This window comes from Nonomuraea sp. ZG12 (genome assembly GCF_052068115.1).
Lineage (GTDB): Bacteria > Actinomycetota > Actinomycetes > Streptosporangiales > Streptosporangiaceae > Nonomuraea.
In genome coordinates this window covers 266,816-287,812 of record NZ_JBQHCW010000002.1, presented here as the reverse complement: position 1 = coordinate 287,812, position 20,997 = coordinate 266,816, and the positions used below count along the sequence as shown (strand labels likewise).

The window sequence follows — 20,997 nt, the reverse complement described above, 5'->3', positions numbered from 1 at the left end:
TGGCCTCCTCACTCGGATGCGACGAGCCGCCAATGGAACTCCATCAGACGTTCTATCCCCTTGTCGATGAGTTCCTCGGTGATCGACCTGGCGCGCGCCGGGTCGCGGGCCTCGATGGCGTCGATCACCTGGGCGTGGCTGCGCGCCGTGTCCCGGGGGTCGACCGCCTCTCCGTACGGGAGCCAGAGCAGCTCGCCCACCTCGGCCTGGATGTCGATCTCGGCGCGCGTCAGCCGTACGGACTGGGCGGCGGCGGCGACCTCGATGTGGAAGCGGCCGTCGGCGCGGCGGCGCTCGTCCACCGAGGTGGCCGCCTCAAGGCGGCCGAGGATCTGACGCAGCCGCGTGACGTTGTCGGCGGAGGCCCGCAGGGCGGCCAGCCGGGCGGCGGTGCCTGCGATCGCGGAGCGGTAGTCGCCGATCTCGCGGAGCTCCGAGGTGCTGAGCTCGCGCAGGCGGCGGCGCAGCCGGGCCGTGGACGGGGCGGCGGGCGCGAGCACGAACGTGCCGCCGCCGCGCCCCCTGCGGGTCTCGACCAGCCCGCGCTCGCGCAGCGCGGCCAGGGCCGCGCGCAGCGTCACGGTGGAGACGTTGAGCGCGTTGGCCAGCTCCAGCTCGGCGGGGAGCTGGTCACCGTCGGCGATCAGGCCGAGCGCGATCGCCTCGGCCAGCCGGCGCGCCACGACCTCCACCCGGCCGGAACCGTCGTCGAGCGGGGCGAAGATCGCCGCCTTGGGGAGCTGACTCACACGCTCCAGCATATTGCCATTTGAAATATGAACTCATAGTTTTAACCGCAACCCGCCTTAGGGAGGCCACATGCCGGATCCCGAGAAGGAGTTCGCCGAGGAGTGGCGCGATGCCGCCTACAACTGTTTCTCCTCAGGCCACAAGTTCTGCCGCGAGGTCTGTCCCGTCATGCAGGTCACGCGCAACGAGTCCTGGAGTCCCACCGCCTTCCACGCCAACGTCGTGGCGATGGAGAAGGGCGAGCTCGAGGTCGCGGACGTCGCGGCCGACTACGTCAACTGCACCGGATGCGGCGCGTGCGAGCTGCGCTGCCCCAACTCACTGTTCACCGGCGACTTCTACCGCTTCCGCACCCGTACGGTCGACCTGGTCAAGGCCGTGCGCGGGTTGGCCGTCTCGCAGGGCGTGCACCAGCCGGGCTGGCAGCGCTGGAACCTGCTCACCGACGAGCGCGGGCACGAGCCGGTGCTCAACGGCACACCGGTCGACCAGGCGCGGGTGCGTGACTGGGCCGACGGGCTGGACCTGCCGATCGGCGGGGAGACCATCCTGTTCGTCGACTGCGAGGCGGCCTTCTACCGCACCTCGGTGCCGCGCTCGGTGGCCCGGATCCTGCGGCTCGCCGGGTATGAGTTCGGGCTGATGAACGAGCAGTGGTGCTGCGGCGGCCCGGCGGCCGAGATGGGCTATGAGGAGCAGGCGCGGCGGTTCGCCCGGCACAACCTGGACGACTGGCGGGCGGCCGGGGTGCGCCGGGTGCTGGTGCTGGACCCGCACGACTACATCACGTTCACCGAGGACTATCCGAAATACTTCGGCGACGCGTACGACATCGAGATCGTGCTGGTCGTGGAGCTGCTGGCGGAGCTGATCAGGGAGGGCAGGCTGACGCCGCACGTGCCGGTCGAGCGTACGGTGACCTACCACGACCCGTGCCGGCTCAACAAGCGCAAGGGCGTCTGGCGGGAGCCGCGGGAGATCCTGCGGGCGATTCCCGGTCTGACCTTCCATGACGTGGACCGGGTGACGCAGTGGTCGTACTGCTCGGGCGGCGGTGGCGGGCTGCCCGTGGAGAAGCCGGAGCTGACCGCGAAGATCAGCGAGCAGCGGATCGGCAAGGCCGCCGAGCTGGGCGTGGACACGCTGGTCAGCGCCTGCCCGTGGTCGGAGCGGCCGCTGTCGGAGGCCGGTGAGGCACGCTCGATCGACGTCGTGGACCTGCACGAGCTGCTGGCCGAGTCGCTGGGGGTGGCGCCATGAGCGGGTGGTTCGGCGGTCGCGGGCCGGAGGCGGCGTCATGAGCGTCGTGATCGGGGATCCCGTGCTGGCGGAGCTGCGGGGGATCCTCGGCGGCGAGCATGTGCTGACCGGCAAGGCCGACCGGCTCAACCGGGCGCGCGTGCCCGCGCCGTTCCCGGTGCACCGGTGGGCGGAGCGGATGCCCGACCTGGTCGTGCTGCCGGGCTCCACGGAAGAGGTCGCGGAGGTGCTCAGGCTGGCCGACAGCCTGCGGATCCCGGTGGTGCCGCGCGACGGCGGCACCGGGCTGACCGACGGCGCGGTGCCGCTGCGCGGCGGCATCGTGGTGGACGTCAAGCGGATCGACCAGATCAGGGAGATCGACCTCGACAACCGCACCTGTACGGTCGGCACCGGCATCAATGCGCTCAAGCTCAACGAGGTGTTAGCCAAACATGGCCTGATATATCCGGACGATCCGGCGTCCTATCCGTGCTCACTCGTCGGCGGCCGGATCGGCACCAGCGGCTGGTCACTGATCGGCTCCCGCTACGGCCACAGCCGCGACCTGGTGCTCAGCTTCGACCACGTCCTGCCGTCCGGCCGCGTCATCCACGTCGGCGACGGCATCGGCCGCAAGATCACCAAGAGCTCCAGCGGATACCAGCTCAAGCACCTGTTCATGGGCCATCAGGGCACCCTCGGCATCGCCACCGAGGCGACGCTCAAGCTGTTCCCCAAGCCGGAGGCGGAGTTCTCGCCGTTCTGGGCGTTCGAGGACTACGACAGCGCCTACCGTGCGGTCGGCGCGCTGGCGCGGGCGGGCGTGGCCACGTTCGCCGGCGCGGTGCTGTTCGACGAGTGGAAGGTCGACTACCTGCGGCGCGACGACGAGGCCTACATCCCGCAGCCGTCGTCGGTGAAGGCGCTGGTGTGCGCCGCGATGTACGGCTACGAGGACGAGGTCCGAGCCGGCGGCAGGAGGCTGCTGCGCATCGCCCGCTCGCTCGGCGCCCGCTACCTGGGCGACGAGATCTCGCAGGGCGACTGGGCGGCCAGGCACGACAGGTACGCCACGCCGCTGCACGGCCGCACCCGATCGGGCCAGGTCGCCCCGATGAGCTGGCACTGCGAGGACGCCTCGATCAACTACACGAACCTGCCCGCCGTACGACTGGCCTGGCACGAGATCGCCGACCGGCTGCGGCGTGAGAGCGACGTGTTCGACGACTGGGGCATGTTCGCCTACACCAACGGCGCGACCGGCGCCGACTACCTCACCGAGATCGACATCGGCATCTGGGAGCAGCGGCTCGACGACGCCGCCTGGGCGGCGTGGGTGCGGGCCAAGCGCGACCTCGCCGCCGTGTCGCTGGCCTACGGCGGCTCGATCAGCGCGTGTCATGGCTCGTGCCGCGAGGGCGAGGTGGACCTGGTCCCCGCCGAACTCGGCGGCGGGTACGACGTGATGCTCGCCATCAAACGGGCCATCGATCCGAACAACATCATGAATCCCGGCAAGTACCTGCTGGACCAGGCGTACGCGGAGAAATCATGAAATATCGCTATCAAGAGGAAATGTCGCCTCCGCCGGCCCAGCGGGTGAGCGACGTGGCGATCACCCGGTTCGAGCACGTCTACGAGGTCGAGCCCGGCCTCATGGCCGAGCATGTGACGCAGCAGACCTTCCCCAACTGGGACACCCTGCGCCTGGTCCGGTCCCGGGCCGACCACCTGGCCTGGATGCACCGGCACTTCGCCGACACAGTGATCTCCGGCGAGGAGCTCCTCCGTGACCTCGACGAATGACGCCCCGCTGAGTCCGGCGGACGACTCCCGGCTGTCCGACCTCGGCTACACCTCCGAGTTCCGCAGGGACATGAGCCTGTGGGCCAACTTCTCCCTCGGCTTCACGTACCTGTCTCCCGTGGTCGGGATCTACACCCTGTTCGCCTCGTCGCTGGCCCTCGGCGGGCCGCCGATGATCTGGAGCCTGGTCATCGTGGGCGCCGGGCAGTTCTTGGTGGCGCTCGTCTTCGGTGAGATCGTCTCGCAGTACCCGCTGACCGGCGGCATCTACCCCTGGGCCAGGCGGCTGTGGGGGCGGCGGTGGGCCTGGATGACAGGCTGGGTGTACCTGGTCGCGCTGCTGGTCACGATCGCGAGTGTGGCGTACGGGGCGGGACCGTACCTGTCCGCCCTTCTCGGGATCGAGGTGAGCTCAGGGAACACGATCCTCTGCGCCCTGATCATTCTCGGCGTCGCGCTGGCGATCAATCTGGCGGGGACCAGGGCGCTGGCCCTGGCGGCGATCATCGGGTTCACCGCCGAGCTGGTCGGGGCGCTGGCCGTGGGCGGGTGGCTGCTGCTCACCCAGCGGCACCACGGGCTCGGGGTGCTGTTCGACTCGTTCGGCGCAGGGTCAGAGTCCGGATATTTCGTGGCATTCCTGGCCGCCGGACTTATTGGGATATTTCAGTACTACGGGTTCGAGGCGTGCGGTGATGTGGCCGAGGAGGTGCCCGACCCGACCCGGCGCATCCCCAAGGCCATGCGCATGACCATCTACGTGGGCGGCGCCGCCGCGACGTTCGTCTGCCTGGCGCTGCTGCTCGCGGTGCCCGACTTCGCCGTCGTCGTCTCCGGCGCCGACGCCGACCCCGTCACGAACGTGCTGACCACCGCGTTCGGCGCCACCGGCCTCAAGGTCGTGCTCGGCGTGGTGCTGCTGTCGTTCCTGTCGTGCGCGCTCAGCCTGCAGGCGGCGGCGAGCCGGCTGCTCTACTCCTACGCCCGCGACGACATGATCGTGGGCAGCCGCGCGTTCAGGAGGTTCTCCCCGGCCAGGCGCATCCCGCCGAACGCGCTCCTGGCCGCCGCCGTGGTGCCCGCGCTGGTCGTGCTCGGCTCCATCGTGTCGGAGGACGCCCTCATCAAGATCATTTCCTTCGCGGTGCTCGGCATCTATCTGGGCTTCCAGATGGTCGTGCTGGCGGCGTTGCGGGCCAGGTTACGCGGCTGGCGCCCGTCAGGACCGTTCACGCTGGGGCGCGCGGGCCTCGCCGTCAACGTGGCCGCGCTGCTCTACGGGGTGCTCGCCATCGTCAACATGGCCTGGCCGAGGACGCCCGACGCCCCCTGGTACGACGACTACCTGGTGGCTCTGTCCGGGCTGGTGGTGGTCGCCGCCGGGCTGATCTACCTGCTGGTCGCCAAGCCGCACGACAAGGGCGACGCCCCCTCGGGCGACGCCATCCCTCAGGAGGTCGCACGATGAAGTTCAGTTACGTGATGCTGCCGGACTATCCGCTGCGGGACTCGCTGGCGTCCATTCGCCTGGCCGACGAGCTCGGCTTCCACGCCTGCTACGCGGCCGACGAGACCTGGCACAAGGACCTGTGGCTGCTGTTCGCCGCCGCGGCGCAGCAGACGTCCCGCATCAGGTTCGGGCCCAGCGTGTCGTCGGTGGTGCTGCGGGAGCCGACCCTGATCGCCCAGGCGGCGGCCACCCTCGACGAGCTCAGCGACGGGCGCGCCGAGGTGGTGCTGTCCAGCGGCAACTTCGGGCTGCTCGCGCAGTACAACATCGACTGGACGGTCACCAAGCCGTTGTCGCGGGTGAAGGAGGCGGCGTACGTGGTGCGCACGCTGCTGGACGACGGCGCGATCACGTTCGACGGCGAGTTCTTCAAGTACACCGGCCTGTTCACCTTCGCCCGTCCGGTGCAGGAACGCGTGCCGGTCAAGCTCGGCGCGATGCGTGGACCGCGCTCCTTCCAGGCGGCCGGCGAGCACTCCGACGGCGTGCACCACGCGCTCAGCTACACCCGCGAGGCCTACGACTACCTCGTCCAGCACTTCACGGCCGGCGCGGAGCGGGCGGGCAAGGACGCCTCGTCGATGGACATCGGCGCCTGGGTCGTCTTCGCCACCGGCCCGGACTCGGCCGTGGCCAAGGAGGCAGCTCGCAGCATGGTGGGCCTTTACGCCTCGTCCATGCCCGCCGAGCAGCTCGAACGCAACGGCGTCGACCCGGGCGCGATGAAGCCGATCGTCGACGCCCTCGGCGCCGGCGACCTGGCCAGGGCGATCGAGCTGACCACTCCCGAGCTGGGGGAGCGGTTGTCCATCGCCGGCACGCCGGAGGAGTGCGTGGCCAAGATCAAGCGCGAGATCGAGCCGTCGGGCGTCAACCACATGATCCTCGCCGTCACCGACGCGACGCTGGTCAAGCAGTTCATGGGCCGGGAACTGCCCGAGGTGGCCGACGTGGACACCCAGCTCCGGCTGATCCACGACCAGATCATGCCGGCCTTCGCCTGACCCGGAGGGGGACGGCGGGCCCCGCCGTCCCCCTCCGCAGCACAGAACGCGGTGAGACGCGCCGTTCTCCCACGGTGGAACGGGACGGAATGCCGCCCCCGGTGCACGGACGCGCCGGGATGCGCCGTCTCCACCAGTAGAACGGGACCGCGGGGTGAGTCAGCTCGCTGCCGCGCGGGCGGTGGCGGAGGTGGTGATGGTGCGCAGGATCTGCTGCAGCCTGGTGATCGTGGGACCGTCGATCCCCATCGCCTCACCGATGATCTCCGGGATGTGGCGGGTCCGCTCCCGCATCTCCCGGCCCTCGTCGGTGAGGGCCACGGTGACGGAGCGTTCGTCGTCGGGGCGGCGGCGCCGGATCAGCAGGCCGCGCATCTCCAGCCGTTTGAGCAGCGGGGAGACGGTGTTGTAGTCGAGCTGAAGCTCCTGCAGGATCTCGCGGACCGTGCACTCCTCGTGCCGCCACAGGACGACCATCACCAGATATTGCGGATAGGTCAGGCCGAGCGGGTCGAGCAGGGTGCGGTAGACGGACGTGACGCTGCGCGAAGCGGCGTACAGGTCGAAGCAGAGCATCGCCGCCAGCGGCCCGGTGTCGTCCTCGGTATCAGGTCCCATGACGTGAGCCTAGCCGAGATCGGGCCCGCCCGACTAAATCGCAGGCGATTAAAACGACCACGCCCATTGTGAGCGAGAGCACATCGCATACGACTACCTCGCACACGATTCAATCGGCTAGGGTTCATCGTGTTCCGAAGCGCAGGACAACTCGAGGAGCCCAGTCATGGCCCGCTTCCGCCGCCCCGTCACCGCCCTGCTCGCAGGCGCGGTCTCCCTTCTCGCCGTCGCAGCCGCCGCGCCCGCCGCGTCGGCCACGACAGCCACGAACACCACGACCGCCGCGTCCGCCGCGACACCGAGCACGGCCAAGCCCACCGTGGTGCTCGTGCACGGCGCGTTCGCCGACGCCTCCAGCTGGAACGGTGTGGCCGAACGCCTGCAGCGCCGCGGCCACACCGTCATCGCCACGGCCAACCCGCTCCGCGGCCTGGCCAGTGATGCCGCCTACACCGCCGATCTGCTCAAGAGCATCAAGGGCCCGGTCGTCCTGGCCGGACACTCCTACGGCGGCGCGGTCATCACCAACGCCGCGCGCGGCAACGACAACGTCAAGGCCCTGGTGTACGTCGCGGCCTTCCTCCCCGAAAGCGGTGAGAGCGCAGCCGACCTGGCCGGCAAGTATCCCGGCAGCACGCTCGGCGAGACCCTGCACGAGGTCCCGCTGGCCGGCGGCGGAACCGACCTCTACGTCCAGCAGAGCAAGTTCCGCAAGCAGTTCGCCCATGACGTGCCCGCCCGCACCGCCCGCCTGATGGCCGCCACCCAGCGTCCCATCACCGCCGCCGCGCTCAACGAGGCCTCCGCGGCCCCGGCCTGGAAGGACATTCCCTCCTGGGCGCTGATCCCGACCGGGGACAAGAACATCCCCGCCGCCGCCCAGCACTTCATGGCCAAGCGCGCCGACGCCCGCGCGGTCGTCGAGGTCAAGGACGCCTCCCACGCCGTCCTGGTCTCCAGGAGCGACGCCGTGGCCGACCTGATCGAGCGCGCGGCCGCTCAGCGCTGACCCGCCCACCTCTTCCCGAAAGGCTCGTACGACCATGGCTCACATCACCGTAGGCACCGAGAACACCACGCCGATCCGGCTCTACTACGAGGACCACGGCTCCGGCCGGCCGATCGTGCTCATCCACGGCTATCCGCTCGACGGACACTCCTGGGAGAAGCAGGTCGCGGCACTCCTCGACGCCGGACACCGGGTGATCACCTACGACCGGCGCGGATTCGGCCGGTCGAGCGGGCCGACGAAGGGCTACGACTACGACACCTTCGCCGCCGACCTGGACATCCTGCTCCGCACCCTCGATCTGCGCGACGTCGTGCTCGCCGGGTTCTCCATGGGCAGCGGCGAGGTCGCCCGATACGTCGGCACGTACGGCACCGAGAGGGTCGGCAAGGTCGCCTTCCTGGGCGCGCTGCAGCCCTTCCTGCTCAAGACCGGCGACAATCCGACCGGCGTGGACCAGTCGGTCTTCGACGGCATCCTGTCCGCCGTCACCGCCGACCGCTACGCCTACTTCGACGCGTTCTACGCCGACTTCTACAACACCGACGAGACGCTCGGGAGCCGGATCAGCGAGGCGGCCCTGCGGCAGAGCTGGAACGTCGCGGCCGGCGCGTCGGCGTACGCCTCGGTCGCGGCGGTGCCGACCTGGACCACCGACTTCCGGGCGGACGTGGCCGCGCTGGCCCGCTCCGGTGTGCCCGCCCTGATCGTGCACGGGACGGCCGACCGCATCCTGCCCATCGACGCCACCGCCCGCCCCTTCCACGCCATGCTCCCCGCCGCCACCTATGTGGAGATCGACGGCGCGCCCCACGGCCTGCTGTGGACGCACGCCACCGAGGTGAACGAGGCACTGCTGACCTTCCTGCGGAACTGAGCGAAACACCGGTACGGAGCGTGCACGAAGATCTCAGCGGCGGGTCCGAGTGCGGCTTTCCCTCGTGCCTGCTGCGCGACGCCAGGCGGCGTCGCGCAGCAGGCGCAGTCCGTTGAGGCCGACGATGATGGTCGAACCCTCGTGCCCGGCCACGCCCAGCGGCAGCGGCAGATCGCCGAACAGGTCCCAGGCCACCAGCACGGCGATGAAGGTGGCGGCGATGGCGAGGTTGGCCATCACCAGCCGGCGAGCCCGCCGGGCCAGCGCGATGACGGCCGGGACGGTGGCCGGTTCGTCGCGGGTGATGACCGCGTCGGCGGTGTCCAGTGCCAGGTCGGACCCGGTGCGGCCCATCGCGATGCCCACGTGGGCGGATGCCAGCGCGGGGGCGTCGTTGACGCCGTCGCCGACCAGCGCCACCCGCCAGCCGGCCGCCTGCAGCTCATGCACCGCGCTGACCTTGTCCTCCGGGAGCAGGTCCGCGCGGACCTCACCGATTCCGGCCTCGGCGGCCAGCTTGGCCGCGGCCCTCGGGTTGTCGCCGGTCAGCAGCACCGGCGCGGAGCCGGTCAGCTCCGTCAGGTGCGCCACGGCCTCGGCGGTGCCGGGCCGCATCCGATCGGCCAGGGCCAGCACCCCGGCCGGGACACCGTCCACCCGCACGACCACCACCGTGTGCCCACCCCCCTGCAACTCATCGACCAGCCGGCCGACGCCTCCGTCCGCACCGTGCGGGCCGACACCTCCGTCCTCCCTACGGGGGAGCAGGCGTGCTGGACGGGTGTCCTCGCTGCCGGTGAGGAGGTGTGCCGGACTGGCGATCTCGATGTGGAGGCCCTCGACGTGGGCCCGCACGCCGCGTCCGGGTTCGGAGGCGAACTCGTGGGCCTGGGTCACGGGCAGCCCCGCCGCGTGGGCGGCGGCCACCACGGCGCGGCCCAGCGGGTGCTCCGAATCCTGCTCAGCGGAGGCGGCCAGCGCGAGCAGCCGGTCGGGGGTGAGGCCGGCGTCGGGGAGGACGTGCACGCCGGTCAGGTGCGGGCGGCCCTCGGTCAGGGTGCCGGTCTTGTCGAAGGCGACCGCCGTGACGGTGCCCAGCTGCTCCATCACCACCGCCGACTTGACCAGCACGCCGTGCCGCCCGGCGGTGGCGATGGCGGCCAGCAGCGGCGGCATGGTGGCCAGCACCACCGCGCAGGGCGAAGCGACGATCATGAAGGTCATCGCGCGCAGCAGACTGTCCTGCACCGGCGTGCCCCACAGCAGCGGCAGCGCGAACAATGCCACAGTGGCGGCGACCATGACGATCGAATAGCGCTGCTCGATCTTCTCGACGAACAACTGGGTGCGCGCCTTGGTGGCACTGGCCTGCTCCACCATGGCCACGATCCGGGCGACCACCGTCTCGCTCGCCGGTCGCGTCACCCGCACCCGAAGCGCGCCGGTGCCGTTCACCGTCCCGGCGAAGACCTCATCCCCAGGCTGCTTGTCGACCGGCAGGCTCTCGCCGGTGATGCCGGCCTGGTCCACGGCGCTGGCGCCGGACAGCACCTGGCCGTCGGCGCCGATCCGTTCCCCGGGCCGGACCAGGATCGTCTCACCCACCTGGAGGACGGCCGCCTCGACGACCTCCTCCCGCCCGCCGGGGCTCAGCCTGCTCGCCTGCTCGGGGGCCAGATTCAGCAGCCCGCGTACGGAGTCCTCGGTGCGCTTGGTGGCCAGCGCCTCCAGCGCGCCGGAGGTGGCGAAGATGATGATGAGCAGCGCGCCGTCGAAGACCTGACCGATGGAGGCCGCGCCGATCGCGGCGGCGACCATCAGCAGGTCGACGTCCAGCGTGCGCTCGCGCAACGCCCGCACGCCCGCGAGTCCCGGCTCCCACCCGCCGGCGGCGTAGCAGGCCAGATACAGGCCCCACCACAGCCAGGCGGGCGCGCCGGCCAGCTGACTGATGCCACCGGCCGCGAACAGCACGGTCGCGATGGCCGCCCAGCGCACCTCGGGCAGCGACCACATCCCCGCCCGCCACGACGACAGGGCTCGTGAGGGTGGCGGCGCGGCGAGATCACTGCCGATGGGGGTGCTCAGCTTCGTTGTCACCGTATCAGCGTATATGCGCATCTGCGCAGATAGGAAGGAGTAGGCTTGGGGCATGCACACGTCGTTGCCGGACCTCGACATGCCGAACGAGGAGCAGGTGCACCTGGCGGCCGAGTCGTTCCGGCTGCTGTCCGACCCCACCCGCATCAAGATCTTGTGGGCGCTGCTGCAGGGTGAGTCCAACGTGGCCTGCCTGGCCGAGCTCGCCGACGCCGCGCCCACCGCCGTCAGCCAGCACCTGGCGAAGCTGCGCCTGGCGGGTCTGGTCAAGGGCCGCCGCGAGGGCACCTTCGTCTACTACAGCGCCGCCGACGAGCACGTACGCCGCCTGCTGTCGGAAGGGCTGTTCCACGCCGATCACTTCGACCGCGACCAGCCATCGCGCACGGCAGAGGAGACGGCCGCCTCCTGACGGCACGCCGGGCGGGGCCGGTGACGAGGTCAGGCGGGTGGGGCCGGTGATGAGATTCAGGCGGGTGGGGGCGTGGCGGGAGTGCCCGTCCCGATGAGTGAGGTGGCGTCGAGCTCGTCCATTCGGCGTTCGCCGAGGAGGTGCACGAAGGTCGTGCGCACCTGTTCGACGGTGGGCTCGGGCAGGCCGGTCAGCATGCCGCGAAAGCCGCTGCCGAGCGCGATCCGCCAGGCGAGCGCGGCGTCCAGGGGGACCCGCAGAGGCGACCTGGTGACGGTGACCCGGGTCAGCCCCCGCGCGGTCAGCCATCCGGCCAGCTCCTCCTCGGTGTCGATCCGGGACGCGGCCTGCTTGCCGCCGGGCGGACCTACGGGGGTCTGCCGTACGCGCGAGACTGCCTCGGCGAGCAGCCGGCCGAAGCCCTCCATCGCGCCTTCGGCCCACGTGGTGATGGCCAGGCGTCCTCCCGGGCGGAGCAGCCTGGTCAGACGGGAGACCGCCGCGTCCATGTCCGGCAGGAAGAACACGCCGTGAACGCACTGCACCACGTCGTAGAGGCTGCCCTGGCCGGGCTCCCAGGCGGTGGCATCGGCCTGGACGAAGCGCGTGTTGCGCAGCCCTTCGCCCGCCGCGCGGCGCCGGCCGTGGGCGAGTAGCTCGCCGGCGAGGTCGACGGCGTCCACGTGCCCCTGCGGCCCGGTCGCCTTCGCGGCCGGGATGGCCGAGGAGCCCACGCCGCAGCACAGGTCCAGCACGCGTTCGCCGGGCCGGATCCGGGCGGCCGTGACCGCCGCCTCTCCGATGCGGTCCCACAGCCACGGTGAGACCTCGGCGTACTCGGCGGCGGCGCTGTCGAAGACCGTGCCGATGCCGGCAGATGTCATGAGGATGCCTCCATGGAGCCTAGCCTTGCAATGAAAACCATTGTCGTCATCATGGCACAGTCTCATCACCGGAACTCGAAACTGGAATCCCCGGCGAGGGCCGCTACGTGCGGCTCACCCTCAGCGCCAGAGGGATCAAGACCGTCGACAAGTGTCCGCAACCGCGACGCCGTCGACGGACGGCCGCGCGGGCACCTGACCAAATTCGGGCTCTCCCGGGTGCGCTTCCGCGAGATGGCCCACCGAGGAGAGCTGCCCGGCATCACGAAAGCGAGCTGGTGACCATGGCCGTACCCAAGCGCAAGACCTCACGCAGCAACACCCGCCACCGCCGCAGCCAATGGAAGGCCACCGCCCTGGTGCCGATCACCCTGAACGGACGCGAGCTACTCGTGCCCCGCCGCCTCGTCCGCGCCTACCAGCGGGGACTGATCACGCCCTGATGAGGCCCCGGCGGCCGTGGCCAAACCCGCACTCGGGGAGGCCGCGCGCACGGTTCACGAGCTCTCGCTCAGGTCGAGCAGCGGGCCGAACGGGTCGTCGAGGACGGCCCACTCAGCGGCGCCGGGCAGGGCATCGTGGCGGCCGATCAGGCACGAGTCGAGCAGGGAGACGATGCGGTCCCGGTCGAGGTCGGGTCCGGTGAGGACGAGATGCTGGACCCGGTCGCCGATGATCGGGTTCCAGTCCAGGGCGGCGGCGGCGCGCCGGGCCGGCGCGATGAGGTCCCAGGCCGCCTCGGGCAGCGCGGCCAGCCACGGCCCCGCGTCCTCGACGGAGATCGCGCCGGCCACGGCGTCCCAGGCCAGCATGCGCTGGTGCCGGTTGGCCAGCCAGAACCGGCCACGGGAGCGAACCGTGGTGGTGACCAGCTCGTCCATGGCGTCGAACAGCCGTCCCGGGTGAAGCGGGCGCAGGCGGCGCCAGACGACCGTGGTGATCTCGCCCGTCCGGGCGTCCGCCGGGAGCTGGGCGGTGGCCGGGGCGACGCGTTCGGCCAGCTCGTGCACGAGGAGCGTGGCATCGGAGATCTCGGGTCCGGGGCGGATCGGCGTGTGCGGCGCCAGGTGGCCCAGCACGGCGGCCGACAGCTCGGTGTCCTCGGCGTCGCCGCCGTGCAGGGACAGGCTGGTGGCGTACTCGATCTGCCGGGCCAGCACCTCGGCGAGGTAGCGCCGGTCGCGGCCCGCCGCGTGGCCGGTCTCGCTGAGCCGGTCGCCCCGGCAGATGTCCACGGGCAGGTGCTCGGCGTCCAGCGCGGTGTGGACGCACGCCAGCCGGAGCCGCTCGGAGACCTCCTGCCCGGCCAGCGCCTCGGCCACCGGGCGCGGCTCGACCGAGTCCCACAGGTCCACGATCAGCAGGGAGGCGGTGGCGGCGCGGCGCAGCAGCTCGGGCAGGAGGTCCTCGCGCACGGCGCAGGTCACGCAGCCGTGCGGCAGGCGTACCCGGGCCAGGTCCAGCACGCCGGAGACGTCCCGGACCACGCGCTCGACCCGGCCCGCGCCGATGGAGCGCAGGTCGTGGTGGATCGCGACGGCTCCCGGATGGCGCCGCAGCAGCCGATCGACCGCGGCGGTCCGGGCGTTGCCGTGCAGGCCCGCGATCAGGGCGACGGGGATGGGCACGAGGGCCTCCTCTGATATGAAATGAAAATCATTGTCGTCATCCTCGCATAAAGGAGGGTGCTATCGTCTACGAAAATGATTCTCGTTATCGGAGTCGTCCTTGAGATCGTTCTCCGCGGCAGCCCCTCCGGCGGCTGAACCGCACCCCGCCGGCCCCGGCACCGAAGGCCCTCGATCCACGGCATGGCCGCTGCCCCTGATCGTCGTCCTGCTCGTCTGCGTCCTCGGGGTGTCGGTGCTGCTGGCGATCGGCCTGGGCGCCGCGGCCGTGCCTCCCGGGGAGACGCTGCGCTACCTGTGGGCGGCTCTGACCGGCGGGTCCATCAAGGCCGATGAGGTGACCGCCTACCAGATCATCTGGCAGGTCCGCACGCCGCGGGTGATCCTCGCGGTGCTGGTCGGCGCGGGGCTCAGCGCGGTCGGCGTGGCGATCCAGGCCATGGTGCGCAACGCGCTGGCCGACCCGTTCGTGCTGGGGGTGTCCTCGGGCGCGTCGGCGGGGGCGGTGGCGGTCAGCGTCTCCGGGGCGCTCACCGTGCTGGGGATCTACGCCGTGTCGGCCGGCGCCTTCCTGGGGGCGCTGCTGGTCTCCGCGCTGGTCTACCTGGCCTCGCGGGGCGCCGGTGGCCTGATGCCGCTGCGGCTGGTGCTGACCGGGGTGGCGATGGCGTTCGGCTTCCAGGCCGTGATGAGCGTGATCGTCTATTTCGTGCCCGACGGTGAGGCCACCAGCACGGTGCTGTTCTGGTCGATGGGCGGGTTCGGGGCGGCGACCTGGGGATCGCTGCCCGTCGTGACGGCCGCCGTCGTCGTCTCCGCCGTGGTGCTGCGCCGGCTCGGCCGCAGCCTGGACGTGCTGGCGCTGGGGGATGAGACCTCGCTCAGCCTGGGCGTCGACACCGCGCGGCTGCGCCGGGGGCTGTTCGTGCTGACCTCGCTGGCCACGGGGGCGATGGTCGCGGTCAGCGGCGCAATCGGCTTCGTCGGCCTGGTGATGCCGCACCTGGTGCGGCTGTGGGTCGGCGCGGCGCACGTGCGCGTGCTCACGATCGCGCCGCTGGTCGGGGCCATCTTCATGGTGTGGGCCGATCTGGTGGCCAGGACCCTGGTGGCGCCCAGGGAGCTGCCCATCGGCGCGATCACCGCGCTGGTGGGCGTCCCGGTGTTCGTCACGCTGCTGCGCCGCCGCGGCTACCTGTTCGGAGGACGCTGACCATGCGCCTGCTGCTGGACGAGATCTCGGTCTCCATCGACGGCGCCGCCCTCGTACACGATCTGCGCTTGGCGGTCGACACGCGGCAGATCGTGGGACTGATCGGTCCCAACGGGTCGGGCAAGACGACCGCCCTGCGGTGCGTCTACCGGGCGTTACGGCCGACGGGCGGTGCGGTCCGGATCGACGGCGCGGACCTGGCCCGGATGCCGCTGCGCGACAGCGCCCGGCTGATCGCCGCGCTCACCCAGGAGGGTAGCGCCGACCTGGACTTCACCGTCGAAGAGATCGTCGCTCTCGGCCGTGCCCCGCACCTGCGCGGCAACCAGGCGCTCACCGCCCGCGAGCGAGAGCTGTGCCGTCAGGCCATGGCCCGCATGGAGGTCCTGCACCTGGCCGGGCGCGGCGTGCTGTCGCTGTCGGGCGGCGAGCGCCAGCGGGTCCTGGTGGCCCGCGCCCTGGTGCAGGAGCCGCAGGTGCTGATCCTCGACGAGCCGACCAACCACCTCGACCTGCACCACCAGATCCGGCTGCTGGCGATGCTCAGGGAGAGCGAGCTCAGCGTGCTGGTCACGCTGCACGATCTCAACCTCGCCGCCTCCGCCTGCGACCGGCTGGCCGTGCTGTCCCAGGGACGCCTCGTCGCCTCCGGGACGCCGCGGGAGGTCCTCACCGAGACACTCCTGCGCGACGTCTTCGGCGTCGAGGCGACGGTCGTCCCGCATCCGCTGACCGGAGTCCCCCAGGTGCTCTACGACCTGAGCTCGGCCGAACCCATGGAAGGAACCCCCGCGTGATCACTCTGTTTCGTCCCCGCCCGCTGGCCGCCTCGATCCTGGCGGGAACGCTGCTGCTCGCCGGGTGCGGTGCTCAGGTGGAGGGCGGCTCCGCCGCCGCCGCGAAGGTGACGGTCAAGAGGTGCGGGCAGGAGGTCGCGTACACCCTCCCGCAGCGGGCCGTGGTGTACGAGGGCGGCAGCGCGGACAAGATGTTCGCGCTCGGGCTCACCCGGCACGTCCACGGCTATGTCATGCCGCCGGCCAACCCGCCGGTCGAGGAGTCTCCCTGGGCGGCCGAGTACGCCAAGGTCAGGTTTCTCAGCGACGACCTGCTCAACCGCGAGCTGGTCGTCGACGCCAAGGCCGACTTCGTGGTCGCCGGCTGGCGCTCGGGCTTCAGCGACCAGCGCGGCATCACCCCGGCCATTCTCGACGGCCTGAACATCCAGAGCTTCATGCACACCGAATCCTGCTTCAACTACCCGGGCCACCCGGAGCGCGTGACGCCCTTCGAGGGCCTCTACACCGATCTCGAACGCCTCGGCAAGATCTTCGGCGTCGAGGACCGGGCCCGCTCCCTGGTCGCCGACTACCGCGAACGCGTCGAGGCCGTGCGAGCCCAGGCTCCCAAGGGCGAGCCGGTGCCGGTGTTCCTGTACGACTCGGGCACCGACAAGCCCTTCACCGCCGCCGGCCAGGTGCCGCCGAACGACATCATCCGCTTCGCCGGCGGCAGGAACGTCTTCGGCGACCTGGACGCTCGCTGGAGCGAGGTCACCTGGGAGGCCGTCGTCGAGGCCGAGCCCGAGGTCATCATCATCCTCGACTACGGGGACAAGCCCGCCCAGGAGAAGATCAAGTTCCTGAAGGAGTTCCCCACCACCAGCAAGCTGCCCGCCGTCGTCAACGACCGCTTCCACATCCTGGACTACAACGAGGGCATCAGCGGGCCGCGCAACATCGACGGCCTGGAAGGGTTCGCCACGTACCTGCGCGAGCTCAAGAAGTGACCGGCAGGGCCACGACCGCTGCCGGCGGCCGATCGGTCCTGCGGGACTCCGCCTTCCTGCGGTTGTGGTCGGGCACCACCGCGTCCGGCCTGGCGACCTGGGCGCTGCCGTTCATCCTCGGCCTGGCGGTTCTCGACCGGACGCTCACCGCCACCGGGCTGGGGTTCGCGCTGGCCGCCAGAACGGCGGGCTTCCTGGTCGCGGTACCGGTCGGCGGGGTGCTGGCCGACCGCTACTCGCGCCGGGCGGTGGTGCTGTGGTCCGGCCTGGCCGCCGCCCTGGCCACCCCGTTCATCGCGCTCGGTCTCGGCGGATCCGTCCTGGTCATGAGCCTGGCGGCCGCGGTCGTCGGCGCCGGTCAGGGCGCGTGCCGGCCCGCCTTCCAGGCGCTGACCGCCGAAGTGGTCGACGCGGATCAGCGCCAGCGCGCCAACGCCGCCATCACCCTGGCCGTGCGCGTCACCACCCTGGTCGCGCCGGCGGCCACCGCGCTGCTGGCGGTCGTGCTCGACACCTGGGCGCTGCTGGCCGGTACGGGCCTGCTGTGGCTGATCGCCGCGCTCCTTCCGCCGCGCGGGGTACGCCAGGCCGTGCCGGTGGGAGGCAGGGTCCGGTTCGTGGCGGAGTTCGGCGAGGGCGTGCGGGAGGCGCGGCGGCATCCGTGGTTCCTCGCGGGCCTGGCCGCGCTGGCCGCCGTCATCTTCACCGGCTACTCGGTCACCGGGGTGGCGTTGCCGCTGGTCAGCCGGGATCGCTACGGGACCGAGGCGGTGCTGGCGGCGGCGCTCACCGCGTACACCGTCGGCGCGCTGGCCGGCGCCGCGCTCATGGCGCGCTGGCGGCCGCGCGCGCCGGGGCGGGTCGCGCTGGCCGGTCTCGCCCTGTACGGGCTGGCTCCGCTCAGCCTGCTGCTGCCGGTGCACCCGGCCGTGGTGTTCGCCGCGTACGCGCTGGCCGGGCTGGGCATCGAGCTGTTCAACGTGCCGTGGTTCACCGCCACGCAGCGCGAGGTGGAGCCGCGCCTGCTCGCCAGGGTGTCGTCGCTGGACTTCCTCGTCTCCTACGGCCTGGCCCCCGCCGGTCTGGCCTTTCTCGCGCCCGCGCTCGACGCCTTCGGCTGGGAGCCGGTGCTGGCGGCCTGCGCGCTGGTGTGCTTCCTGGCCCCCGCCGCGGCGGCTCTGGTGCCCACCAGTCGCGGCTTCTCCCGGTGAGCCGGCCTACTCGTAGGGGAATTCGGGCTGGGCGACGGGCCGTACGCTGGCGGCGGTGATCTGCGGGATCTGGTCTGGCTTGATCTTGATCGGGGTGCCGGTCACCTCGATCCAGGAGTCCGCCGCCGGCTGCGGCACGCCCAGCACCGCCACCTTGATCGCGAACGCGTCCGCCGCGCAGCAGTTCATGTGCATCCGCGTGACATACCACCGGTTCGTCTTCTTCGACGGGGTGACGAAGCCGACCAGCCGCAGCGTCTTGCCCGCGAGAGACTTGCCGCCCTTCTCCCAGGACCGGTACGTGTACTCGCCGAGAGGCAGATCGATCGGCTTCGCGCCCTTGGCGGCCTTGACCGGATCGAGGGCTTCGATGACGTCCGGAGGCCGGATCGGGGGAGGGGCTTCCGTACGGCTCGCGGCGAAGGAGCCGAGGGCGGGCGGGGCGATCATGAGCACGACGAACGCCGGGAGACAGAGCAGCCAGGCCACGCGAGGTCCCCTGTGGTGATGGCCGTGCTCGGCGCTCGGTCCCCGTAGATCCTGCACGAGCCCGATCGCGCCGATCAGCACGATGATCGCGCCGGCCGCGATGAGGAACGGGCGGAAGCCTTCCTTGACGTAGTTCACGTACTCCGTGGAGAAGGCGGAGATGCCCAGCATCAGCCCGCCGAGCAGCATGAGCACGAGGTTCTGCGACATCCGGTTCACAGCAGGATCCCTCCTACGACGGCGCTGACCGCCACGGCGAGCACGAAGGTGAGCGGGACGAACCGGATCGCGAACGCCCTGCCGAACGTGCCGGCCTGCAGGGCGATCAGCTTGAGGTCCACCATGGGCCCGACGACCATGAACGCGAGCTTCGCCGTCGGGGAGAAGGCGGTCAGCGACGCGGCCACGAACGCGTCCGCCTCCGAGCAGATCGACAGCAGCACCGCCAGCAGCGCCAGGACCAGGATCGCCAGCCAGGGCACGTCCGCCACCGTGGTCAGCCACTCGCGCGGGACCACGACGTTGAGCGTCGCGGCGGCCATCCCGCCGACGATGAGGAAGCCGCCCGCGTGCAGGAGGTCGTGCCGCATGGCGTCGACGAACGAGTCGTGATGAGGCTTACGGATCTTCAACAGGTCCGCCCTGCCGAAGCGCAGCCACAGCCACCCCACCGTGACGGCCACCAGCAGCGAGGCGCCGAACCTGGCCACCACCATCAGCGGCTGGCCGGGAAAGGCAACCGCGGTCGCGACCAGCACGATGGGGTTGATCGCCGGGGAGGAGAGCAGGAACGCCAGCGCCGCCGCCGGTGCCACGCCACGCGACATCAGCCCGGACGCGACGGGCACGGACGCGCACTCACAACCCGGCAGCACGGCTCCCGCGAGCCCGGCGACGGGCACCGCGACCGCCGGCTTCTTCGGCAGCGCCCTGGTCCAGAAGGACGCGGGCACGAAGGCCGAGATCGCCGCCGAGATGGCGACGCCGAACACCAGGAAGGGCAGCGCCTGGACGCAGATCGCCACGAAGATCGTGGCCCACGTTTGCACGGCGGGGGAGGCGGATTGGGGACCGATCAGGAAACGGCCGGCCAGCAGAAGCAGGACGACGGCCAGGAGCAGCCAGGGCATGGCGATGCGCGGCCGCTCCGTGCGATCCGCCGGGGCGGGTGGCGCCTCCAGGGAGGGCGGAGCAGACATTGGCACATCCTGGCAGGTTCAGACCCGACAAATCAGCTGTTTCGCGGGTCTGATAACCGAATTCAACCGTGCATCGGGTGTCACACGGCCACCGCGGTCTAGCCGAACTTCACCTCGGGATAGTCCTTCGACGGCTTGTCCAGCAGAGGCTGACGCTTGCCCTTGAGGTGCAGGTCGAGGAAGGCGGTGACGTACGCACGAGTGATCGCGATGGAGCGCTTGCCGTCCATCGGCGCCACGGGCAGCCCGAGCTGCGGCAGGAGCACCGCGTAGTCGACGAAGCTCATGTGCTCGGCGCCGGTGACGGTCAGCCGGCGCTTCCAGTCGCCGGTCACGTGCGGCCAGAACGCGTCCCATGAGCCGTCCTTGCCGCCGGCTTCCGGCGCGTGCCGGGGATTGCCGATCATCATGAAGGGCTTGTCCACCGGCTCGGCCGGCGTCTTGGGGTTGTAGGTGCCGTCGAGATTGACCGCGGCCTTGATCCGCTTGGAGACGGGCAGCAGGTGGGCGGCGCTCTGGCCGCCGACCGAGTGTCCCACCATCGCGATCCTCCGCTCGTCGATCAGCCGGTTCCAGCGCTTGCTCCTGCCCAGCCGGTCGAGCACGAACTCGGTGTCGGCGGCCCGCACCCGGGCCACCTTCGCCCCCGTCTCCGGGGTCTGACCGGCCTTTCCGGCCTCGAAGGTGACGGTCCGGCCGTCAGGGAAGGTCGTCCCCAGCGACTCGTAGGTGTGCTCGATCCCCGCCACCAGGTAGCCGCGACTGGCGAACTCCTCCGCCAGCGAGGTCATGGTCGCGCGCGGCATGGTCATGCCGGGGGACAGCACGACCAGGGGCCATCCGCCCTTCCGCGTCACCGCGGGCGCTCCGGCGCGGGCGTGCGTCGGGACCTTGGCGAGCGTGTCCGCGGGCAGGTCGTCGAGTCGCGGCTCGCTTCTCATGAGCAGCTCAGACTCCTTCGGCGTGAGGTAGGGCGCGGTCTTGCCCCTGGTCTTACGCGCCGGGTACCACAGGGTGACCATCAGCTCGCGTACGTTCCGGTCGGCGACCCAGGGGTCGGGGCGGCTGGAGTCGATCAGGTGCAGGTCGGTCCGGCCGACCGGGAGATCGCCGGTCGGCGCCGGCAGGGCGGTCCTGGGCGCGGCGGCCTGGGCCGGGGTCGTGCCGAGGGGGGTCAGGAGTGATGCGGAGAGCGCGAGAACGCTGGCGGCCATGATCTTCTTCATGCGCTCAACCATGCCGCGCGACCCCGCCGG

General features: G+C 71.1%; 22 protein-coding genes. 14 read left to right on the top strand and 8 right to left on the bottom strand.

The genetic code is table 11. From position 1 onward, the window contains the following. Positions 1-8: 8 nt before the first annotated feature. Entirely contained in the window at positions 9-749 is a 741-nt protein-coding gene (locus ACTMTF_RS08405; protein ID WP_441110060.1) for a FadR/GntR family transcriptional regulator, read from the bottom strand. A gap of 70 nt (positions 750-819) precedes the next feature. Here ACTMTF_RS08405 and ACTMTF_RS08400 point away from each other — a divergent pair, with 70 nt between their 5' ends. From ACTMTF_RS08400 to ACTMTF_RS08380, 5 genes are read left to right on the top strand one after another with little or no spacing between them, the layout of a single operon-like run. Beyond that, entirely contained in the window at positions 820-2,010 is a 1,191-nt protein-coding gene (locus ACTMTF_RS08400) for a (Fe-S)-binding protein (RefSeq protein ID WP_441110059.1), read from the top strand. Between the two features lie 37 nt (positions 2,011-2,047). Next, a complete protein-coding gene (locus tag ACTMTF_RS08395) occupies positions 2,048-3,547 on the top strand; it encodes an FAD-binding oxidoreductase (RefSeq protein WP_441110058.1) in 1,500 nt (499 codons plus the stop codon). A gap of 20 nt (positions 3,548-3,567) precedes the next feature. Next, the gene (locus tag ACTMTF_RS08390; protein ID WP_397015987.1) at positions 3,568-3,798 is read left to right on the top strand and encodes a hypothetical protein; all 231 of its coding nucleotides are present in this window, start codon (positions 3,568-3,570) and stop codon (positions 3,796-3,798) included. Then, a complete protein-coding gene (locus tag ACTMTF_RS08385; RefSeq protein ID WP_441110057.1) occupies positions 3,782-5,266 on the top strand; it encodes an APC family permease in 1,485 nt (494 codons plus the stop codon). The genes ACTMTF_RS08390 and ACTMTF_RS08385 overlap by 17 nt, the downstream gene beginning before the upstream one ends. Then, on the top strand, positions 5,263-6,312 hold the full coding sequence (locus ACTMTF_RS08380; RefSeq protein WP_441110056.1) for an LLM class flavin-dependent oxidoreductase: 1,050 nt from the start codon (positions 5,263-5,265) through the stop codon (positions 6,310-6,312). The genes ACTMTF_RS08385 and ACTMTF_RS08380 overlap by 4 nt, the downstream gene beginning before the upstream one ends. A gap of 159 nt (positions 6,313-6,471) precedes the next feature. Here the strand turns inward: ACTMTF_RS08380 and ACTMTF_RS08375 are convergent, their stop codons facing one another. Next, positions 6,472-6,930, bottom strand: a complete 459-nt coding sequence (locus ACTMTF_RS08375) for a MarR family winged helix-turn-helix transcriptional regulator (protein ID WP_441110055.1) — start codon at positions 6,928-6,930, stop codon at positions 6,472-6,474. Between the two features lie 166 nt (positions 6,931-7,096). On the opposite strand from ACTMTF_RS08375, the gene ACTMTF_RS08370 reads away from it, so the two are divergent. Then, positions 7,097-7,939, top strand: a complete 843-nt coding sequence (locus tag ACTMTF_RS08370; RefSeq protein WP_441110054.1) for an alpha/beta fold hydrolase — start codon at positions 7,097-7,099, stop codon at positions 7,937-7,939. A gap of 34 nt (positions 7,940-7,973) precedes the next feature. Beyond that, positions 7,974-8,816 carry an alpha/beta fold hydrolase gene (locus tag ACTMTF_RS08365; protein WP_441110053.1) on the top strand — a complete coding sequence of 281 codons (843 nt, stop codon included), beginning with the start codon at positions 7,974-7,976 and terminating at the stop codon, positions 8,814-8,816. A 33-nt stretch (positions 8,817-8,849) separates the two neighbouring features. Here ACTMTF_RS08365 and ACTMTF_RS08360 read toward each other — a convergent pair whose 3' ends face one another. Beyond that, positions 8,850-10,916 (bottom strand): heavy metal translocating P-type ATPase, encoded by a 2,067-nt coding sequence (locus tag ACTMTF_RS08360; protein WP_441110052.1) that lies wholly within the window; start codon positions 10,914-10,916, stop codon positions 8,850-8,852. A 52-nt stretch (positions 10,917-10,968) separates the two neighbouring features. On the opposite strand from ACTMTF_RS08360, the gene ACTMTF_RS08355 reads away from it, so the two are divergent. After that, positions 10,969-11,328 carry an ArsR/SmtB family transcription factor gene (locus ACTMTF_RS08355; protein ID WP_397012870.1) on the top strand — a complete coding sequence of 120 codons (360 nt, stop codon included), beginning with the start codon at positions 10,969-10,971 and terminating at the stop codon, positions 11,326-11,328. A 56-nt stretch (positions 11,329-11,384) separates the two neighbouring features. Here ACTMTF_RS08355 and ACTMTF_RS08350 read toward each other — a convergent pair whose 3' ends face one another. Further along, complete coding sequence (locus ACTMTF_RS08350) at positions 11,385-12,212, bottom strand: class I SAM-dependent methyltransferase (protein WP_441110051.1); 828 nt, start codon at positions 12,210-12,212, stop codon at positions 11,385-11,387. Between the two features lie 12 nt (positions 12,213-12,224). Between ACTMTF_RS08350 and ACTMTF_RS08345 the strand changes: the two genes are divergently transcribed. Together ACTMTF_RS08345 and rpmF are read left to right on the top strand one after the other, a co-directional pair. After that, positions 12,225-12,494: a 30S ribosomal protein S14 gene (locus tag ACTMTF_RS08345; RefSeq protein ID WP_441110050.1), complete on the top strand. Its 270-nt coding sequence runs from the start codon at positions 12,225-12,227 to the stop codon at positions 12,492-12,494. Positions 12,495-12,496: 2 nt separating this feature from the next. Then, a complete protein-coding gene (rpmF, locus tag ACTMTF_RS08340; RefSeq protein ID WP_441110049.1) occupies positions 12,497-12,655 on the top strand; it encodes a 50S ribosomal protein L32 in 159 nt (52 codons plus the stop codon). 54 nt (positions 12,656-12,709) lie between these two features. Here rpmF and ACTMTF_RS08335 read toward each other — a convergent pair whose 3' ends face one another. Next, positions 12,710-13,840, bottom strand: a complete 1,131-nt coding sequence (locus tag ACTMTF_RS08335) for a CobW family GTP-binding protein (protein ID WP_441110048.1) — start codon at positions 13,838-13,840, stop codon at positions 12,710-12,712. A 100-nt stretch (positions 13,841-13,940) separates the two neighbouring features. On the opposite strand from ACTMTF_RS08335, the gene ACTMTF_RS08330 reads away from it, so the two are divergent. Genes ACTMTF_RS08330 through ACTMTF_RS08315 form a run of 4 tightly spaced genes read left to right on the top strand, consistent with a single transcriptional unit; the run spans position 13,941 to position 18,053 of the window. Beyond that, positions 13,941-15,053 (top strand): FecCD family ABC transporter permease, encoded by a 1,113-nt coding sequence (locus tag ACTMTF_RS08330; protein WP_441110047.1) that lies wholly within the window; start codon positions 13,941-13,943, stop codon positions 15,051-15,053. A 2-nt stretch (positions 15,054-15,055) separates the two neighbouring features. Then, the gene (locus tag ACTMTF_RS08325; RefSeq protein ID WP_441110046.1) at positions 15,056-15,850 is read left to right on the top strand and encodes an ABC transporter ATP-binding protein; all 795 of its coding nucleotides are present in this window, start codon (positions 15,056-15,058) and stop codon (positions 15,848-15,850) included. Continuing rightward, on the top strand, positions 15,847-16,842 hold the full coding sequence (locus ACTMTF_RS08320; RefSeq protein ID WP_441110045.1) for an ABC transporter substrate-binding protein: 996 nt from the start codon (positions 15,847-15,849) through the stop codon (positions 16,840-16,842). Before ACTMTF_RS08325 ends, ACTMTF_RS08320 begins: the two co-directional genes overlap by 4 nt. Further along, entirely contained in the window at positions 16,839-18,053 is a 1,215-nt protein-coding gene (locus tag ACTMTF_RS08315; RefSeq protein WP_397012854.1) for an MFS transporter, read from the top strand. Before ACTMTF_RS08320 ends, ACTMTF_RS08315 begins: the two co-directional genes overlap by 4 nt. A 6-nt stretch (positions 18,054-18,059) precedes the next feature. Here ACTMTF_RS08315 and ACTMTF_RS08310 read toward each other — a convergent pair whose 3' ends face one another. The 3 genes from ACTMTF_RS08310 to ACTMTF_RS08300 form a co-directional block, all read right to left on the bottom strand. Further along, positions 18,060-18,752, bottom strand: coding sequence for a TIGR03943 family putative permease subunit (locus tag ACTMTF_RS08310; protein WP_441110044.1), 693 nt, complete (start codon positions 18,750-18,752; stop codon positions 18,060-18,062). A 5-nt stretch (positions 18,753-18,757) separates the two neighbouring features. Continuing rightward, positions 18,758-19,741: a permease gene (locus ACTMTF_RS08305; protein WP_441110043.1), complete on the bottom strand. Its 984-nt coding sequence runs from the start codon at positions 19,739-19,741 to the stop codon at positions 18,758-18,760. A gap of 98 nt (positions 19,742-19,839) precedes the next feature. Next, entirely contained in the window at positions 19,840-20,967 is a 1,128-nt protein-coding gene (locus ACTMTF_RS08300; RefSeq protein ID WP_441110042.1) for an alpha/beta hydrolase family protein, read from the bottom strand. Between the last annotated feature and the right edge of the window lie 30 nt (positions 20,968-20,997).

What these genes read in the sequence shown, in the direction of transcription:
- ACTMTF_RS08300 (WP_441110042.1), bottom strand. Translation starts at nt 20,967, where the DNA reads ATGAAGAAGATCATGGCCGCCAGCGTTCTCGCGCTCTCCGCATCACTC.
- ACTMTF_RS08390 (WP_397015987.1), top strand. Translation starts at nt 3,568, where the DNA reads ATGTCGCCTCCGCCGGCCCAGCGGGTGAGCGACGTGGCGATCACCCGG.
- ACTMTF_RS08400 (WP_441110059.1), top strand. Translation starts at nt 820, where the DNA reads ATGCCGGATCCCGAGAAGGAGTTCGCCGAGGAGTGGCGCGATGCCGCC.
- ACTMTF_RS08395 (WP_441110058.1), top strand. Translation starts at nt 2,048, where the DNA reads ATGAGCGTCGTGATCGGGGATCCCGTGCTGGCGGAGCTGCGGGGGATC.
- ACTMTF_RS08375 (WP_441110055.1), bottom strand. Translation starts at nt 6,930, where the DNA reads ATGGGACCTGATACCGAGGACGACACCGGGCCGCTGGCGGCGATGCTC.
- ACTMTF_RS08350 (WP_441110051.1), bottom strand. Translation starts at nt 12,212, where the DNA reads ATGACATCTGCCGGCATCGGCACGGTCTTCGACAGCGCCGCCGCCGAG.
- ACTMTF_RS08325 (WP_441110046.1), top strand. Translation starts at nt 15,056, where the DNA reads ATGCGCCTGCTGCTGGACGAGATCTCGGTCTCCATCGACGGCGCCGCC.
- ACTMTF_RS08370 (WP_441110054.1), top strand. Translation starts at nt 7,097, where the DNA reads ATGGCCCGCTTCCGCCGCCCCGTCACCGCCCTGCTCGCAGGCGCGGTC.
- ACTMTF_RS08365 (WP_441110053.1), top strand. Translation starts at nt 7,974, where the DNA reads ATGGCTCACATCACCGTAGGCACCGAGAACACCACGCCGATCCGGCTC.
- ACTMTF_RS08310 (WP_441110044.1), bottom strand. Translation starts at nt 18,752, where the DNA reads ATGTCGCAGAACCTCGTGCTCATGCTGCTCGGCGGGCTGATGCTGGGC.
- ACTMTF_RS08355 (WP_397012870.1), top strand. Translation starts at nt 10,969, where the DNA reads ATGCACACGTCGTTGCCGGACCTCGACATGCCGAACGAGGAGCAGGTG.
- ACTMTF_RS08305 (WP_441110043.1), bottom strand. Translation starts at nt 19,741, where the DNA reads ATGTCTGCTCCGCCCTCCCTGGAGGCGCCACCCGCCCCGGCGGATCGC.
- ACTMTF_RS08345 (WP_441110050.1), top strand. Translation starts at nt 12,225, where the DNA reads ATGGAGCCTAGCCTTGCAATGAAAACCATTGTCGTCATCATGGCACAG.
- ACTMTF_RS08380 (WP_441110056.1), top strand. Translation starts at nt 5,263, where the DNA reads ATGAAGTTCAGTTACGTGATGCTGCCGGACTATCCGCTGCGGGACTCG.
- rpmF (WP_441110049.1), top strand. Translation starts at nt 12,497, where the DNA reads ATGGCCGTACCCAAGCGCAAGACCTCACGCAGCAACACCCGCCACCGC.